Annotated in this window: 15 protein-coding genes and 2 pseudogenes; 5 read left to right on the forward strand and 12 right to left on the reverse strand. The window is 64.8% G+C overall.

What is annotated here, in order from left to right; translation table 11 throughout:
* Positions 1–122: 122 nt before the first annotated feature.
* The 4 genes and pseudogenes from PG892_RS18400 to PG892_RS18415 all read right to left on the reverse strand — a co-directional run bounded on the left by PG892_RS18400 (position 123) and on the right by PG892_RS18415 (position 4415).
* Positions 123–983 (reverse strand): PA4780 family RIO1-like protein kinase, encoded by an 861-nt coding sequence (locus tag PG892_RS18400; RefSeq protein WP_039039088.1) that lies wholly within the window; start codon positions 981–983, stop codon positions 123–125.
* Between the two features lie 94 nt (positions 984–1077).
* A complete protein-coding gene (locus PG892_RS18405) occupies positions 1078–2073 on the reverse strand; it encodes an LpxL/LpxP family acyltransferase (RefSeq protein ID WP_049636402.1) in 996 nt (331 codons plus the stop codon).
* A gap of 154 nt (positions 2074–2227) precedes the next feature.
* Positions 2228–3217, reverse strand: coding sequence for a lipid A biosynthesis (KDO)2-(lauroyl)-lipid IVA acyltransferase (locus tag PG892_RS18410; protein ID WP_045524804.1), 990 nt, complete (start codon positions 3215–3217; stop codon positions 2228–2230).
* 218 nt (positions 3218–3435) lie between these two features.
* A pseudogene (locus PG892_RS18415) lies at positions 3436–4415 on the reverse strand (TDT family transporter).
* 103 nt (positions 4416–4518) lie between these two features.
* Between PG892_RS18415 and PG892_RS18420 the strand changes: the two are divergent.
* Positions 4519–5403, forward strand: coding sequence for a LysR substrate-binding domain-containing protein (locus PG892_RS18420; protein WP_201872781.1), 885 nt, complete (start codon positions 4519–4521; stop codon positions 5401–5403).
* Between the two features lie 85 nt (positions 5404–5488).
* Here the strand turns inward: PG892_RS18420 and PG892_RS18425 are convergent, their stop codons facing one another.
* The 5 genes from PG892_RS18425 to PG892_RS18445 form a co-directional block, all read right to left on the reverse strand.
* Positions 5489–6466 carry a Gfo/Idh/MocA family protein gene (locus PG892_RS18425; protein ID WP_052816399.1) on the reverse strand — a complete coding sequence of 326 codons (978 nt, stop codon included), beginning with the start codon at positions 6464–6466 and terminating at the stop codon, positions 5489–5491.
* 35 nt (positions 6467–6501) lie between these two features.
* On the reverse strand, positions 6502–7359 hold the full coding sequence (gene nfo, locus PG892_RS18430) for a deoxyribonuclease IV (protein ID WP_270825652.1): 858 nt from the start codon (positions 7357–7359) through the stop codon (positions 6502–6504).
* Between the two features lie 169 nt (positions 7360–7528).
* Positions 7529–8386 (reverse strand): glycoside hydrolase family 3 C-terminal domain-containing protein, encoded by an 858-nt coding sequence (locus tag PG892_RS18435; protein WP_270825653.1) that lies wholly within the window; start codon positions 8384–8386, stop codon positions 7529–7531.
* A 166-nt stretch (positions 8387–8552) separates the two neighbouring features.
* The gene (locus tag PG892_RS18440; protein ID WP_270825654.1) at positions 8553–9473 is read right to left on the reverse strand and encodes a glycoside hydrolase family 3 N-terminal domain-containing protein; all 921 of its coding nucleotides are present in this window, start codon (positions 9471–9473) and stop codon (positions 8553–8555) included.
* A complete protein-coding gene (locus tag PG892_RS18445) occupies positions 9400–9777 on the reverse strand; it encodes a hypothetical protein (RefSeq protein WP_270825655.1) in 378 nt (125 codons plus the stop codon). Before PG892_RS18445 ends, PG892_RS18440 begins: the two co-directional genes overlap by 74 nt.
* Before the next feature lie 231 nt (positions 9778–10008).
* Between PG892_RS18445 and PG892_RS18450 the strand changes: the two genes are divergently transcribed.
* Positions 10009–11019 (forward strand): helix-turn-helix transcriptional regulator, encoded by a 1011-nt coding sequence (locus PG892_RS18450; RefSeq protein ID WP_270825656.1) that lies wholly within the window; start codon positions 10009–10011, stop codon positions 11017–11019.
* Here the strand turns inward: PG892_RS18450 and PG892_RS18455 are convergent.
* Positions 10999–11934: a LysR family transcriptional regulator gene (locus PG892_RS18455; protein WP_270825657.1), complete on the reverse strand. Its 936-nt coding sequence runs from the start codon at positions 11932–11934 to the stop codon at positions 10999–11001. The genes PG892_RS18450 and PG892_RS18455 overlap by 21 nt on opposite strands.
* A 130-nt stretch (positions 11935–12064) precedes the next feature.
* Here PG892_RS18455 and PG892_RS18460 point away from each other — a divergent pair, with 130 nt between their 5' ends.
* Entirely contained in the window at positions 12065–12823 is a 759-nt protein-coding gene (locus PG892_RS18460) for an SDR family NAD(P)-dependent oxidoreductase (protein WP_010674615.1), read from the forward strand.
* A gap of 95 nt (positions 12824–12918) precedes the next feature.
* Here PG892_RS18460 and PG892_RS18465 read toward each other — a convergent pair whose 3' ends face one another.
* On the reverse strand, positions 12919–14352 hold the full coding sequence (locus PG892_RS18465; RefSeq protein WP_041215229.1) for a glycoside hydrolase family 1 protein: 1434 nt from the start codon (positions 14350–14352) through the stop codon (positions 12919–12921).
* 163 nt (positions 14353–14515) lie between these two features.
* Between PG892_RS18465 and PG892_RS18470 the strand changes: the two genes are divergently transcribed.
* Both PG892_RS18470 and PG892_RS18475 read left to right on the forward strand, forming a co-directional pair.
* Positions 14516–15433, forward strand: a complete 918-nt coding sequence (locus tag PG892_RS18470) for a LysR family transcriptional regulator (RefSeq protein ID WP_270825658.1) — start codon at positions 14516–14518, stop codon at positions 15431–15433.
* Between the two features lie 127 nt (positions 15434–15560).
* Entirely contained in the window at positions 15561–16523 is a 963-nt protein-coding gene (locus PG892_RS18475; protein WP_270825659.1) for an IS1595 family transposase, read from the forward strand.
* Between the two features lie 13 nt (positions 16524–16536).
* Here the strand turns inward: PG892_RS18475 and PG892_RS18480 are convergent.
* Positions 16537–16670 (reverse strand): annotated as a pseudogene (locus PG892_RS18480) (transposase); the annotation flags it as partial.

The raw sequence follows: 16670 nt of genomic DNA on the forward strand, positions 1-16670 counted from the left end.
GGCATATGGATTTAGGGACTCAGAATACTTTTTTCTGAAAATCAAGGCGGCCTTCCCCGGAAAGCCGCGATGAACCACAAAAGAGCGCCCATGGCGCTCTTGTTGATTGGAATGAAGGCCCGTCAGGACCCCTCTTCCTGCTCCGCCTGCAACCTGGCCCGGCGGGCCATGGCCTCCTCCTGGGCACTCTCTATCTCGTGCAGCACGCCATCCAGATCGATGGCCTCCCGGCTCTCTTCGAACAGGCCGGTGAGCTCGGTCTCGGGGCCCAGCTTGCCATCCTCGAACAAGGACCACATCTCCCGGGCATACCGGGTCTTGAGCAGCTCGGGGGCATACATGCCGTAGTAGTTGCGCATGTTGTCGACATCCCGCTCCAGCATGGCCCTGGCCTGGTTGTTGGCGGCGGCATCCACCACCTGGGGCAGGTCGATGATGACGGGCCCCTCTTCGTCCACCAGCACGTTGAACTCCGAGAGATCCCCGTGAATGAGCCCGGCGCAGAGCATGCGCACCACGTAGCGGATCACCTTGCCATGATCCACCAGAGCCTGCTCACGGGTCAGGGCCACGTCGTTGAGACGGGGAGCGACGTTGCCGTCGGCGTCGGTGATGAGCTCCATCAGCAGCACGCCATCGAGGCAGACATAGGGCCTGGGCACCCGCACCCCGGCCGCCGCCAGCTTGAACAGGGCATCCACCTCGGTGTTCTGCCACACCTCTTCGTGCTGCTTGCGACCGTACTTGGAGCCCTTCTCCATGGCGCGGGCATCGCGGCTGCTGCGTACCCGCCGCCCTTCCTGATAGACCACGGCCTGCTTGAAGCTGCGCTTTGACGCCTCTTTGTAGACCTTGGCGCAGCGGATCTCGTCGCCGCAGCGCACCACATAGACGTCGGCCTCTTTGCCGCTCATCAGCCGGCTGATGACATCGTCCACCAGGCCGTCATCAACCAGAGGTTGGATTCGATTTGGAATTTTCATGACCGCCCTTTTACCCTATTTGCACCTTGTTTGCACCTGTTTGCTGGTGGCCTGCCACCCCTGTCAGAAACGGCCCGCAAGGGGGCCGTGTCGATCAAGGTTCCGGTGGCAGCCCCTGGCGGATGCGGCGGATCCCCGCCTCGTAGAGACCGTCCTCGCCCTGATCGTGCTCCTGGGTTTCGAAGATCTTGAGAAACCACATGTACTGCTCGGGGAAGCGGCCAAGCTGCTGCTCCACCATGCGGTTCATCTGGTTGACGTCCGCCACCAGATCCGCGGTGGGATAAGGGTCGAACGGCGCCTCGATCTCCAGCCGGTAGCCCCCCTGATCCTCGTCGTAGCAGGCCAGAATGGGCACGGCGCGGGCACCGGTCAGCTTCACCAGCTTGGGCAGGGCCGGCAGGGTCGCCTTGGGGTGGTTGAAGAAGGGCACGAAGAGGCTCGCCTCCCGGCCGTGATCCTGATCCGGCAGATAGAAGAAGCTGTCGCCGCTGCGCAGGGCCTTGATGGCGGGCTTGATGCCGACGCTGCGCTCGTAGATACGCCCGCCCTTGCTGCGCTCGCGGTTGATATACCAGTCGAACACCGCATCCTTGGGGCTTTTCATCATGGTGCACATCTTGATCCCCTGGAGGGGGAAGTAGCGGCCAATCATGTCCACCGCCCAGGTGTGGGGCACCACGAAGATCATGGGGCGACCGGCTGCCCGCTCCGCTTCCACATGCTCCCAGCCGCTCACCTTGACGCGCCCCTTGAGGAAGTCGGGGCTGCGCCAGGTCAGCTCGCCAAAGCCCAGGAAGGTCTTGAGCCCCACCCGGATGGATTTCAGCAGCAGGGCCTGACGGCCCGCCTCGTCGAGATGGGGGAAGCAGATCTTGAGGTTGGTGTCGGCGATGTAGGCCTGCTTCGTGGAGACGCGCAGCAGCAGGGGGGCCAGGTAGTCGGCCAGCTTGTCCCGTGCCCTTGCCGGCACCCAGGCCAGCAGGGAGAGCAGGGCGACGGCCAGCCAGCTGCCCCATAGACGGGGGTGCAGCAGGCGCGGATGAAAAGAGGTATCAAACACCGGATCTTGTGCGGACATGGTCGCCATCGAATCATCAAAACAGACCGTCATTTTAGTGATCCTGACAACTTTTTCTACCCTGCCCTGCACAGCGCCACCGCGCCAAGTCACTGATCAGACAAGTTAGAAATAAAAAGTGGCCCGCTTGGGGCCACATTTTTGCACCGGGTGAGCGCAAGGCTCAGGGATGAGGAGCAAGGCCCCGGCGGATGCGCCGGATCCCCTCTTCGTAGAGGCCATCCGGCCCCACCTGATCCTCACGGGTGTCGAAGATCTTGAGGAACCACATGTACTGGCCCGGGTGGCGGCAGAGCTGGCGCTCCACGCTGTCGTTCATGCGGCAGGTATCCGCCATCAGATCCGCGCTCGGGTAGTCGGCGTAGGGAGCCTCGACCTCCAGCCGGTAGCCGTGCGCCTGCTCGTCATAGCAGGCCAGCACCGGCAGGGCCCGGGCACCGGTCAGCTTCACCAGCCGTGGCAGGGCCGGCAACGTCGCCTTGGGGTGGTTGAAGAAGGGGGCAAACAGACTCGCCTCCCGGCCGTGATCCTGATCCGGCAGATAGAAGAAGCTCAGACCGGATTTCACCGCCTTGATCACCGGCTTGATGCCGGCGCTGCGCTCATAGACGCGGCAGCCGTGCCGGGCCCGCGCGCCGTTGATGTGCCAGTCGAACACCGGGTTGCGGGCGCTCTTCATCATGGTGCACATGGGCAGGCCCCGCTGGGCGAAGTAGTAGCCCGCCGCATCGATGGGCCAGCTGTGGGGCACCACCAGGATCACCGGTCGGCCAGCGGCCTGCTCCGCCTCGATATGTTCCCAGCCGCTGACCTGGATCCGCCCCATCACGTGGGCGGGGCTGCGCCAGGTGAACTCGCCAAAGCCCAGCAGGCTCTTGAGGCCGACCCGGATGGAGGTCATCAGGATGGCCTCCCGCTCGGCCTCGCTCTTCTCCTTGAAGCAGATGGCGAGGTTGGTCCTGGCGATGTAGATCTGCTTCTTCGAGATGGCGCATACCAGGGGCGTCAGAGCATCGGCCAGGCGATCCCGCCAGCGCGGGGGCACGAAGGCGAGCACACCGATGGCGCCGAGGGCGAGCCAGCTCAACCAGTAACGGGGGTGCAGCAGACGAGGCTGGAATCGGGCGTCAAACACGGGATCAGATGAGGACATGGGGCACGACAAAACAATGGGAAGATAAAGTGGCGCGTATCGTGACAGGTATTACCAGTTAACGCCAACTGAATGTCGCCTGTATGGGCAACTATTTAAGACTTCACGGATTGACAAAATTAATCTGCTTCATTTGATTCCCCTCTGCGTCACTGCATCACGAACGGCAGACCCCGCACGGGCGGGGTCGATGACGAGGGGGGATGAAAACCTTGTGCTTAGCGGCGTGCAGGCTGCCCCGGCAGGTCATCCTGCACGACCGGCAGGAAGAACATCAGGTAACGCAGGGCCACGTAACCCACCACCAGGGTGGCCACCCCCAGCTCCAGATAGGCCAGCTGATGGAGCTGCTCGGCATAACGGGCCGCCTGTGGCCACTGCGACAGCAGGTGACTCACCTTGAACAGGGCGGTGGCCCCGATCACCAGGGGGAAGGTGAAAGCGGCGTAACCCGGCGAGAACGGCAGGCGCAGCAGCTTGATGAAGGCCAGGTAGATGATGCCGGTCATCAGCACGGCGATCCCGAGCAGCACCGCCACCAGCAGCAGGGAGGGGTCCTGGCTCACGGTGAGGTAGCCGGCCAGCGACAGGCTCGCCGGGGCGGCCAGGATGGCGATGGTTGGCTTGGCGGCATCCGGCACCTCGTGGCTGAAGATGAGGCGATAGAGCATCAGCGGCAGCATCAGGCCGTAACAGGCCATGCCGAACCAGAGCAGGCCGGTGGCCAGGGATGCGAAGGGACCGCCCGGGTAGGCCACGTCAGCCACGATGATCCCCACCGGCGGCACGAACCAGCTCGGCACCATGTGATGGATTTCAAACGCTCTGGCCCTGTGCCAGACGAAGGTGGTGAGGAAGACGAGGTGGATGATGACCGCAAACAGCCAGAGCCCCTGCCCCAGGGTCGGGCGAGCAGGCCGACCGCCTTGGAGACCACCATGGTCCCCATGGCGTAGGTGGGCACCACGCTGCCCACCACGGGATGGGCGAGATCCTGCCACAGCAGGCGCGGGTGGATCAGGAACTTGAAGGTCAGGACGAGGAGCAGCACGGCGGCGATGGCGGCCCCCAGCAGTTGCAGACGGCCATCGAACTGACCGGCATTTTCCCAGCACCAGCCGAGGCTGGCGATCCCGAGTGCCAGACCGGCCATGGGGGTCGGGGCGGCGGCCAGGGAGCGGCGGGTTCTTGCGATCATGGCGGATACCCTCTTGATGATGACGATGGGCATAGGATAAAGGGGGTCTATCGTTTACGATATCTAAATGAATTGAACTTAGCGTTTAGGAAAATCAAACGATATGAAGCTCACCCTGCAACAACTCAAGGTGTTTGCCACCATCGCCCGCCACGGCAACCTGGGGGGCGCCGCCAATGAACTCTGCCTGAGCAAGGGGGCCGTCTCCCAGTCGCTGCAGGAGCTGGAGCGCCAGCTCGCCACGCCCCTGTTCGATCGGGTGCACCCGAGGCTTCAGCTCAACAGCGAGGGGCGCCTGCTGCAACCGGCCGCCGAGGAGCTGCTGACCCGGATGCAGGAGATAGAGCAGCTCTTCAGCCCCGATGCCGAGCCGAGCGGCCAGCTGCACCTCGGGGCCAGCCAGACCATCGGCAACTACCTGCTGCCCGCCCTGCTGGCGGAGGGGGCCCAGGAGCTGGGGGTCGCCCCCAGGGTCACCATCGCCAACACCCACCTCCTGTGCCATGCCCTCGCCCACTTCGAACTGGATCTCGCCCTCATCGAGGGGGAGAACCACCACCCGGACCTGGTGAGCGAACCCTGGCTGGAGGACGAGATGCTCATCATCGCCGCCCCCGGTCACCCCCTGGCGGATCAGCTCGAGCTGCCCCTGCGCCGGCTTGCCGGGGAAACCTGGGTGCTGCGCGAGGCGCAATCCGGCAGCCGCGAGCAGTTCGAGCAGCAGCTCCAGCCCCACCTGCCCCGCTGGCAGGCGGGGATAGAGCTCAATACCCTGGAGGCGGTGATGCTGGCGGTGGAGAAGGGGCTCGGCATCTCCTTCATCTCCCGCCTCGCGGTGGCGGATCGGCTGGCACAGGGGCGCCTGGTTGCCCTCACCCCGAGTCGCCGCTTCCCCCGCCAGCTCTCCCTCGTCTGGCACAAGCAGAAGTTCCACTCCGCCGCCCTGCGCCGCTTCCTGGCCTTCTGCCGCGCCCAGACCCTGGCTTGAGAAGCCCTTCGGATACGACAAGGGCGCCATTGGCGCCCTTGTCGTTCAGCCGATGCTCCCCTCGGCCCTCAGCCCTTCCCCGGCCTCAGCCGGCGAGTCCCCCTTCAATCCAGCCGAGCACCTGCCGGGTCACGGCCTGGGGCACCCAGGGGGAGTCCAGCAGCCGGTGGCGCAGGCAATCGGCGAAGTGATCCGCCTCGTGCTGCATGCCGCCCCCCTCCACCGGCAGATAGATGTCCGCCGGCCAGATGACGGGAGCAGGCCCCCCTTGCCAGCGAATGTGCTGGGGATTCCACCACTTGCCCTCGATGACCAGGCGCCACCCCTCCCCGGACAAGGACGCTTCCCGCTCGAGATCCTCGATGATGGAGGCCCCGAGTTCGGCCCGAAACGGCTCATCGAACGTGAAGCTGGCGGCGAGATCCACCTCCCCCGGAGCCCGCGTCAGCGTCACCTCGGGGGCGGGGCAGCCCAGCCCCAGCCGATGGCAGAGGGCGGCATGGAGCCAGAGGGGATAGACCCCCACGTCCCAGGCAGCGCCGCCATCCAGCGCCGGATCGAACAGCTTGCCCACCCTGGGCTGGGTCGAACCGAACGCCGCCCGCAGCTCGCGCGGCGGCGGCAGCAGGGGCAGGCGCTGCAACAGGGCGCGCATGGCGGGAAAGCACATCACCTTCATGGCCTCGAGCAGCAGCAGGCCGCGTGCGTGGGCGAGCGCCACCAGTGCGTCCCAATCCGCCACCCGGGTCACCGCCGGTTTTTCCACCAGTACGTGCTTGCCCGCCAGCAGCATCTGCCTCACCAGGCCCGCGTGCTCCGGGTGGATGACCGCCACATAGACGGCCTCCACCTCGGGGCTGGCGGCCAGGGCCTCATAGCTGCCATAGGCGTGGGGCAGCCCCAGATCCCGGGCGAACTCGTCCGCCCGTCCCTGGTCCCGAGCGGCGATGGCCACCACCTCGGCTCCCCTGGCGTGCCCGTTCACATCGCGGCAAAAACGCCGGGCGATGGCCCCCGCCCCGGCAATGCCAAAGCGCAGGGGTGCCCTTGTCTCGTCGTGCATCGTCTCTCCTTGCTACCCAATGGTGGACCCCGGCATCACGCCGGGCGCGGGCTCCCGGCCAGGCTGCGCAGCCAGCTTATCTCCTCGCCCCAGATGGACTCGTCGATGGTCTCGAGGATAAGCGGGATGCCGTCGAAACGGTCGTCGTTCATGATGTGGTGGAACACCGCCTCGCCGAGGTTGCCCTCCCGCAGGCTGTGGTGACGGTCGACCCGACTACCGAAGGTACACTTGGCGCCGTTGATATGCATCCCCTTGAGGTACTGGAACCCCACGATGCGGTCGAAGTCGGCAAACACCGCCTCGCACCCCTCGGGGGTACGCAGATCGTAACCGGCGGCGAAGGCGTGGCAGGTGTCAAAGCAGACGCCGACCCGACTCTTGTCCTCTACTCCGTCGATGAGGGTGGCCAGATGCTCGAACGACCAGCCGAGGTTGGTGCCCTGGCCTGCGGTATTCTCGATCACCGCCGTCACCCCTTCGCTGCGCTCCAGCGCCCAGTTGATGGACTCGCTCACGAGCTTGAGGCTCACCGCCTCGGGGATCTGCTTGAGATGGCTGCCCGGGTGGAAGTTCAGGTAGCACAGCCCCAGTTGCTCGCAGCGCTTCATCTCGTCCAGGAACGCATCCCGGGACTTGGCGAGGGCATCGGGGTCGGGATGACCCAGGTTGATGAGGTAGCTGTCGTGGGGCAGGATCTGCTCGGGGCGAAAGCCCTCCTTCTCGCAGGCGGCCTTGAAGGCGCGAATGCTGGCCTCGGAGAGGAGCGCCGCCTGCCACTGGCGCTGGTTCTTGGTAAACAGGGCGAAGGCGTTGGCCCCGATGGCTTTGGCCCGGGCGATGGTGTTTTCCACCCCGCCCGCCGCACTGACGTGGGCTCCGATAAATTTCATCTCATCTCCTGTGCACTGTGACCGGGTGCCTGCCGCGCTGGCCACCGCACCCGTTGCCGGGGCGCCATTATGCCCAAGCCAACCCCTTGCGCCAAACCGGGATTGTCGATGGGGGCAATGGAAAAGGCGCCCGAAGGCGCCTTGATGAGAGACAGAACATCCCTGTCCGTCAATAGGCCAGACCGGCCCCGTAGGGATAGAGCGGGCTTTGTGAGTCCTTGGCCACGTCCGGGGACTGGGCCAGCACCGCCTGCCAGCTCGAGGGCAGCTCGAAGGGGAGCTTGCCGCGTGCCTTCTGGGTGCCGCTCATGACATCGAACAGGGCCTGATCCAGGGCGCCGAAGTTGACGAGCAGCACCCGGGCCGACGGGGCGACCTCGGTCAGGATGGCGGGCCTGTCCAGATAGACGGAGAGCACCAGGGGCACCCCGGCCTGCTCGATGGCCTGGATGGCGGCATAGTCATCCGCGCCGCGGTAGACCCCTTCATGGGCCGTCTCCTGCACCACCTGATCATTGCTGGCAAAACCGAGCTGACCGAAGTGGATGCTGCCAAACGGGAAGCGGGGATCCTGCTCGCCCGGGGCGTTGACCCGCACGATGGCAAGCTCCGCGTCGGTCAGGTTCGTCACCACCGTATAGCCGTTGGCCCTGGCCACCTCGGCGTTGACATTGTGCAGATAGACCCGCTTGCCGTCCGCCTTCAGCGGCAGCAGGGCCCCCTCGTTCTTCAGCAACACGTGAGACGCGGCCTGGGCGGCCTGGGCTTCCTGCTGGAACTCGGTCTTGCCCACCAGGGCCACCGCGGCCTCGGCATCCACATAGGGATTCTCGAAGAGCCCGAGGGCAAACTTCTGGGCCAGGATCCGCTCGGCCGAAGTGGTGATGGCCGCCTCGGTCACCAGACCGCTCTGCACCGCCGCCAGCAGGGGCGCCGGATCTTCCACGCCACCGAACTGATCCACCCCGGCGTCGATGGCCTTGGCATAACGCTCGGCCTTGGTGCAATGCTGTTCAGATAAGCACATTTTTGACTAATTATTCATAAATGCGACTTGAGTTGGGGGAGCAAGGCTGTTTCCAGTCGATGTTCCTTCAGCCTTTATCCAGCGTGGCTTGCAATAGAAAGAGGGAGGCATCATGCCTCCCTCATTTTTTAGCCCTGATACTACGTGGACTGGAACTCAAATTCTCTTAAGTGAACAGCATTGCGGCCTTGGTGAGCTTCTCCACGCCCCAGGACATGCCAAAGGGCACGGTCCAGGGGCTCACCCCGGCATTGACTTCATCCTGGGTCAACCCCTGCTCGCAGCGGCTGTCACAGTCATTGACGATGCCCCAGTCGCTCAGCACCACGCCGTCAAACTTGAAGTGGCCCCGCAACAGATCCGTGATGATCTGGCGGTTGAAGCCAAACCCCACCTCCTCGACGGGCTGCCCATCCTGGGTCAGGCCCAGGGGCATGGCGTAGTAGGGCATCACGGCGGCCACCCTGGCCTCGAAGGCGCCCTCGAAGGGCACCAGGTGGTAGGCAAACTGGCCGCCGGGGTAGATCTGCTCCTTGCCCCAGGGGTTGTGGGCATCCAGCCCGTCCTTCTGGGGACCGGCCCCGGCGAAGTGCTTGACCACGGTGACCACGCTCTCCTTGCCTATCCCCTCGCTCCCCTGCTGGAAGCCCTCGATGTAGGCCTTGACCAGGGACTTGGCGAGCAGGTTGTCTTCCCCGAAGGTACCGTTGATGCGGCCCCAGCGCGGCTCGGTCGCGAGATCCGTCTGGGGCGAGAGGGCCTCGTGGATGCCGACGGCCCGGTACTCCTGACGGGCGATGTCGCCAAAGCGCTGTACCAGGGCGGCATCACCGATGGCGGCGAGTCCCAGGGTCTCGGGCCACTGGGAGAAGGCCCCGGCACCGATGCTGGTGGCGTTCGGATCATGGGTGAAGTGGTTGCGGGGATCCGTGCTCACCGTCATGGGGATGCCGAATCCCACCCCTTCAAGCAGGGCCTGCAGGGTGTTGTTGTCTGCGGCGATGGCCGCCGGATCACCGGCCATGCGGGTGATGAAGGTGTTGACCCCGTCCTCGCGCAGCATCTTGTCCATGGCCACGAGGTTCACCCGCCCCGTCCAGCACCAGGGTGCCGTGCATCATCAGCCCTGCCTTCTGGGCCAGGGTGAGCCTGCCCACCAGATCCCGGGCTCGCTCGGCGGCGCCGAGGCGCCAGTCCTCGTAGGGGGTCAGGGTGCCGCTGCCATCGAGATCCTTGAATTGCAGGCCGTCCTGCTCGATGAGGGTGACGGTGCGGTGGCCCAGAACGGGCTGCTCGGGCTTGGGGGTGGAATCGTTGTCGTTGCACCCTGCCAGCAGCAGGGCCCCGATGGCGAGGGCGACACGGGTTCGGGAGAGCGAGTGGTGTTTCATTGTTGTTATCTTCCTTGTGTGTGTAGGAGTCGCCACTCTATGCAAAAGCGGCCCCTCTCACTTGCCCGTCGGGTGCAGGAAGTTGCCGGTTGGGAGCAGGATTGAAAAGTGTGAAAAGGGTTGCAGGGTTACCCTTGGTTACAAATCTGAAACATGAAAGCGGCGCTGGCTCACGGCAATCCGCCGCCGTTGGCCGATGATGGTGGGCCACCGCTGACAAGGATTTTTGCCGTGAAGACCGTCTCCAACCGGATTGCCCTGCACTGCCTCAACCACTGGCAGGCCCGCGGGCTGGATCCTGCTGCCCTCCTGCACCCCTCCGGCATCGCTCACGAAGAGCTGCTGATCCCCCAGGGGCGGCTCGACACCGGGCGCCACTTCCGGCTGCTGGCCGGGGCAGCCCCCCACGTGGATCTGGCCCTCGACTGGACGCCTCCCGCCCTCCCCGGCCTCTTTGCCGACTTCATGTCGCTGGCGAGCCTGTGCTGCAACGCCGCCACCCTTCGCCAGGCCCTGCACTTCTTCCTCACCTACCGTCCCCTTATCGGCGAGAGCGACGAGATCCGCCTGCAAGAAGAAGAGGGGCAGGCCAGGATCAGCTACCACTCGGAGTCCGATCACCCGGACGTCATCGCCCTGAGCAGCCTGGCCAACCTCTGCCACCTCTATGCCCTGCTCCAGTTCTACCACCCGGGCCAGGGGCTGCTGGTGCTGCCCACCCCGGTACGCCCCAGGCTGTGGCGTGAGCTGGCAGGCTGGCTGGAAGGGCGGTTGCAACAGGGGGCGGCCTTCGAGCTGCGCTTTCCCGCCGCCTTGCTTGATCTCGCCCACGGGCAGTGCAACCTGCCCCTGCAACCCCTGCTGCTCGGGGAGCTCGACCGGCAGATGGCCCAGCTTCGCCCAAGCAGCCGCTACCGGGACAGGGTGATGACACTCATTCGCCAGCAGCTGTGGCAAGAGAGCGCCGAGGCCTCCTCTCTGCTCGATGGGGTGTGCGAGCACCTCAAGCTGACCCGCTGGACCCTCAACCGCCATCTGCGGGAGGAAGGGTGCCACTTCTCGGGCCTGCTGGAACGGGTGCGCCGGGAGGAGGCCTGCCGCCTGTTGCAGGATCCCGCCCTCCCCCTGCAGACAGTGGGGGAGCGCCTGGGTTTTGCCCGCCAGAGCAGCTTTACCCGCTTCTTTCGTGAGGCGTTTGCCCTCTCGCCCCGCGAGTTTCGCTCAAGGCGCAGCCGCCTCTGAGGCGCCCCCGAGATGGGCGGCGAGCAACCCCGCCAGCCAGTGGATGAAGAGCTGGACCCTGGGGGCCAGTTGGCGGCGATGGGCATAGAGGGCGTGGATGGGGAGCGGCGGCGGCTGCCACTGGGGCAGGATGCTCACCAGCTCGCCCCCCGCGAGCAGGGATTCGACCCCCACCCGCGGCATCTGGATGATGCCGAGCCCCGCCAGCGCCGACGCCAGGTAGGTCTCGCTGTCATTGACCATGAGGGCCCCCGCCATGGGCAGCAGGGCGCGGCGGCCATCTTCCGCCAGGTATTCAAAGCCGGGCTCGCTGCGCCCCTGCCCGGCACCAAACCCGGGACCATAGTGCACCAGCCGGTGGCCCGCCAGATCCCCAAGGGTGCGGGGCACCCCGTGGCGAGCCAGGTAGCCTGCGCTGGCACAGTTGATCTGGCGATAGTGACCAAGGGGCCTGGCCACCAGGCTGGAGGGCTCAAGCCCCCCGACCCGCACCACGCAGTCAAACCCCTCGCGCACCAGATCCACCCGCCTGTCCGTGCTGCTCAGCATCAGTTGCAGGGCGGGATGCTGCGCCAGAAAGTCCGGCAGGGCCGGGATCACCAGGTGGCGGGCCATCCGGCTTGGCATGTCGACCCGCAGTTGTCCCGAGATCTGCCCCCCCTGGCGAAACAGGCCGTCAAACTCCTCCATGTCCGCCAAAAGCTCCCGGCATCTGGCATAGCAGAGCTGGCCGTCCGTGGTGAGCTGCACCCGCCGCGTGGTACGCAGCAGGAGCCGGGTCCCCATGCGCTCCTCCAGCCGGCGGATGGCGGCAGAGAGGGTCGCCTTGGGGATGCCCGTCTGCTCGGCACAGCGGGTAAAACTCTCCAGCTCGGCGACCCGCACGAAGGCTCTCATCGCATCCAGTTGATCCATGGTCTGATTGTCTCGATAAACGGAACAGTGATTCTATTATCACGCTATTTATCCAGTTTAAAAGGAACAATACAGTGATCCGGTCGGCTCGTATCGAGCCTGTGTCCGCCACCCTGACAGGAGTCATACCATGACCAGACCCATCGCCCTCATCACCGGGGCCAGCCGCGGCCTTGGCAAGCACGGGGCCCTGGCCCTCGCCGCCAAAGGCGTCGACCTCATCATCACCTATCGCAGCCAGGCCGCAGAGGCGGAGGCGGTGGTGACCCAGGCCCGCGCCCTCGGCGTCCGGGCCCACGCCCTGGCACTGGACGTGGGCGAGAGCGCCACCTTCGCGGCCTTTGCAGAGGAGGTGACGCAACTGCTCGCCCGGGAGTGGCAGCGCACCCATTTCAACTTCCTGGTCAACAACGCCGGGATCGGCATTCATGCCAGCTTTGAGCAGACCACGGAGCAGCAGTTCGACACCCTGCTCAACATCCACCTCAAGGGGACCTTCTTCCTGACCCAGGCGCTCCTGCCCCTCCTGGCAGACGGCGGTCGCATCCTCAACCTCTCCACCGGTCTCACCCGCTTCGCCATGCCGGGTTATGCCGCCTACGCCGCCATGAAGGGGGGCGTCGAGGTGCTCACCCAGTATCTGGCCAAGGAGCTGGGCCCCAGGGGCATCGCGGTCAACGTGCTGGCCCCCGGCGCCATCGAGACCGATTTTGGCGGCGGCGTGGTGCGCGACAACAAGGGAGTCAACGACTTTCTCGCGAGCCAGACCGCCCTTGGCCGGGTGGGTCAGCCCGACGACATCGGTGGCGCCATCGCCGCCCTGCTCTCCGATGACTGCCGCTGGATCACCGCCCAGCGCATCGAAGCCTCGGGCGGCATGTTTATCTAGGCGGTCATGATTGCCTGCTGCACAAACAAGGAAGGCCCCCTCCGACGAGGGGGCCTTCCGGCATTGGGCAGACGAGGTGCGGCGCACCGGGCCCGTTACAGGGTCTTGCCACCGCTTGCAATGACCTGGCTGTACCAGTGGAAGCTCTCTTTCTTGATGCGGCGAAGAGACCCTCCCTGCTCGTCCCTGTCCACGTAGACAAAGCCGTAGCGCTTCTGGTAGCCGTTGAGCCAGCTCAGGATGTCGGTGAAGGACCAGGCGCAATATCCAATCAGCTCGACCCCGTCCTGCATCGCCTCCTGGCACGCCTTGAGGTGGCTGTGCAGATAGGCGATACGGTAGTCGTCGTTCACCTTGTCCCCGGCTTCCAGCTTGTCGAACTCCCCCAGGCCGTTCTCGGTGATCATCAGCGGCAGGGCGTAACGGGAGGAGAGCCGGCGCAGGGCGATGCGCATCCCGGTGGGATCGATGGCCCAGTCCCAGTTGCTGGTCTCAAGGTGCGGATTGGGGGCCGTCTTGTAGAGGCCGGGAATGCCGCTGGAAGGCGTAGTGCCCTTCTTGCCCGTGGTGTTGATGCGCTGCATCGTCTGGCCGCCGAGGGGGTTGTCGGTGAAGGTCAGGGTGTAGTAGTAGTTGACCCCGATGTAGTCGGGGGTGCCTTCGCGCAAGAGCTCGAGATCGCCCGGCAGGATCTCCGGCGCCTCGCCGGTCTCCCGCAGATAGGCGAGCGCCGCCTGGGGGTAACGGCCGAAGCAGTAGGCATCCAGCCACCAGAGGTTGGTGAACTCCTCGGCATTCTCGAACGCCAGCATGTCGCTCGGGGCGCAGGAGGCCGGATAGGCGGGGGAGTACGCAAAGCTCGGCCCGATCAGGCCGTTTGGCACGTGCTGGCGAAACGCCTTGATGACCCGGGCATTGGCGAGAAACGCGATGTGGTTGGCGGCGAAGAAACGCTTCCTGTCCTGCACGGCGGGAGGATGGGTGCCCAGCTGGTAGGCGTTGGTCAGGTTGTAGTTCTGCTCGTTGAGCGACACCCAGTACTTCACCTTGCCGGCGAAGCGCTGATAGAGGGTCACGCAATAGCGCTCGAAGTCGTCGATGATGCGCCTGTCTTCCCAGCCGCCGTACTCATCCTGCAGGGCCTGGGGGAGATCCCAGTGATAGAGGGTCAGCACCGGCTCGATGCCGTGGGCCAGCAGGGCGTCGATGAGCCTGTCGTAGAAGGCGAGCCCCGCCTCGTTCACCTCGCCACGCCCCGTCGGGTAGATGCGCGGCCAGCTCACCGAGAAGCGATAGGCCTTGAGCCCCATCTCGGCCATCAGCGCCACGTCCTCTTCCACCCTGTGGTAGTGATCCACCGCCACGTCTCCGTTGCTCCCTTCAAAGGTCTTGCCCGGCAGCTTGGTGAAGCTGTCCCATACCGAGGGGCCCTTGCCCTCCTCGTTCCAGGCCCCTTCCACCTGATAGGCGGCGGAGGCGGCGCCCCAGAGGAAACCGTTCGGGAAGTCATTGAACTTGTGATGATGCATCTGGTGTTGCTCCTTCTGCGCGGATGGCGGGGGCCATCCCGTGATACGTCGGCCCCGTACAGGGGCCCGAAATGAGTTGGCACCAGCATCCAACACTTCTAGAATTCCGTCCAATGACAATTATGGCCACCTATCATTCCTATCTGGAATCAAGCGAGGCAACATGGAGTTGAGAGACCTGAAAGCCTTCGTCACCCTGGGGGAGGTATTGCACTTTGGTCAGGCGGCGGCGCGCCAGCACGTCACCCAGTCGGCCCTGAGCAAGCAGATCCGCCGGCTGGAGGCGGACCTTGGCGGCGAGCTGTTCGAGCGCAACGCCGGCAGCACCCGGCTGACGGTGCTCGGGCGCGCCCTTTACGCCGACGCCTGCACCCTGGTGGCCCAGAGCGAACAGCTCGCCCGCAGCGCCCGCGACGTGCTGGCGGGCAACGCGGGTACCCTGCGCATCGGCTTCGGGGTCGCCACCAAGCTGCTGGTGCCCGCCGCCATCGCCCGCTTTCGGGCCAGCCGCCCCGGGGTCGCCATCGAGCTCAACGATCTCTCCACCCATCACCAGTTGCTGGCGCTGGCGGAGGGGCGGCTGGATCTCGGCTTCTGCCGCCTGCCCGCCCCCAAGGGCTGGCCGGTGCTGCCCGTGGTGCGCGCCCATTTCGTCGCCGTGCTGCCCGCAGGCTATCAGGGGGTGGCAGGGCTCGCCGATCTGCAGGAGAAGCCGCTCGCCATCCTGCGCCGGGACAAGGCCCCCTCTTTTTACGATCAGTTCATCCATTACCTCGCCCAGAGCGGCCTGCGCTTTCAGGACATCCAGTACGTCAACGACTTCGCCGCCGGCATCGCCACCGCGGCGGCCGGCATCGCCTGGACCCTGGTCCCCTCCTCCACCACCATTGAGCATCCCGATGTGCTGACCCTGCCCCTCGGGGAAGCCGACGCGAGCTGGATCATCGGGCTCATTCGCCCGCCGGGCAACGACAATCCCCTCGTCGCCCCCTTCTGGCAGACGGTGGCGGAGCTGGCGGATCCCGCCCTCACCGGCCTCATGACGACAGGGGACGGGGCTGCCGCCCGGGACACCCCATGAAAGGGAACCATTCGAGAATCACATTAACGATGGCATTGGGCGGACACCCCCCTTAAAATTGGCGCTGTCCCAATTATGTGTTGGAAGGCTAATCTGGAAGTAGGTCATCACCGCGAGGACCTTCATCATGGATACGCCAGCCTTCCAACACCTGTTGTCCCTCTTTCCATTACTTACTCTGCGTCAGCGCCGTGTCGCTCAGCATGAGCTCGCCGCTCCACACCCGATTACGTCCCTCCATGCCCAGTTACCCACATGCTGCGGCTGTCCCCACTGCCAGGCGGATGCCACCCAGCTGGCCCCCTGGGGCTGGAGCCGTGGGCTACGTCGTTACCGTTGTAAGCAGTGTCGGCGAACCAGCTCCCTCCTCACCAAGACGCCTTTGGCCAGATTACGTAAGGCTGAGCATTGGGAGGACTACGCCCAGGCTCTCATCGACGGGCTCACTGTCCGCCAGGCCGCCGTCCGCTGCGGTGTTTGCAAGAACACCGCCTTCTTGTGGCGTCACCGCTTCCTGAAGGCGATGGCAAACCACCAGGCAACATGGGAAGAAGGCATTGTGGAAGTGGATGAAACCTTCTTCCTCGAATCGTTCAAGGGGCAGCGAGGGTTGCCTCGTCCGGCAAGACATCGTGGCGGGAAAGGGCGTACCCGGGGGACCGGGCGGGATTATATCCCGGTGATGGTGGTGCAGGACAGGGCGGGCCATCAAGCCGACTTTCAGCTGGAAAGGCTGGATGCGCAGACGGTGAAAGCGGTGTTGCAGCCACTCATCGCGCCCGATGCAGTGCTCTGCAGTGATGGTGCAGGGGTGTATGCCAGTTTCAGCCAAGCGTGGGGCATAACACATCAGGTGGTGTACAACCGTCGAGGTGAGCGAGTCATTGGGGCATACCACATCCAGCATGTGAACGGATATCACCGGCGGTTGAAGGAGTGGATGGAACGATTCCATGGAGTCGCAACCCACTACCTGAGGAATTATCTGGGCTGGCGCAGGATGCTGGAACGTTACGGCAGGGAGGTAAATACCAAGATGTGTTTGCATGAGGCGCTAGGGCACCCGATGCAACACGTAATTGGGACATAGCCTTAAAATTGGTTCATCGCGGCTTTCCGGGGAAGGCCGCCTTGATTTTCAGAAAAAAGTATTCTGAGTCCCCTAAATCCATATGCCATACGCTTTATCACTTTGATCTTGTTGTTCACCCCTTCCAGCACACTCGTGTGCATCGGG

It is taken from the genome of Aeromonas sp. QDB68 (genome assembly GCF_027707405.1).
In the GTDB taxonomy this organism is placed as follows: domain Bacteria; phylum Pseudomonadota; class Gammaproteobacteria; order Enterobacterales; family Aeromonadaceae; genus Aeromonas; species Aeromonas caviae.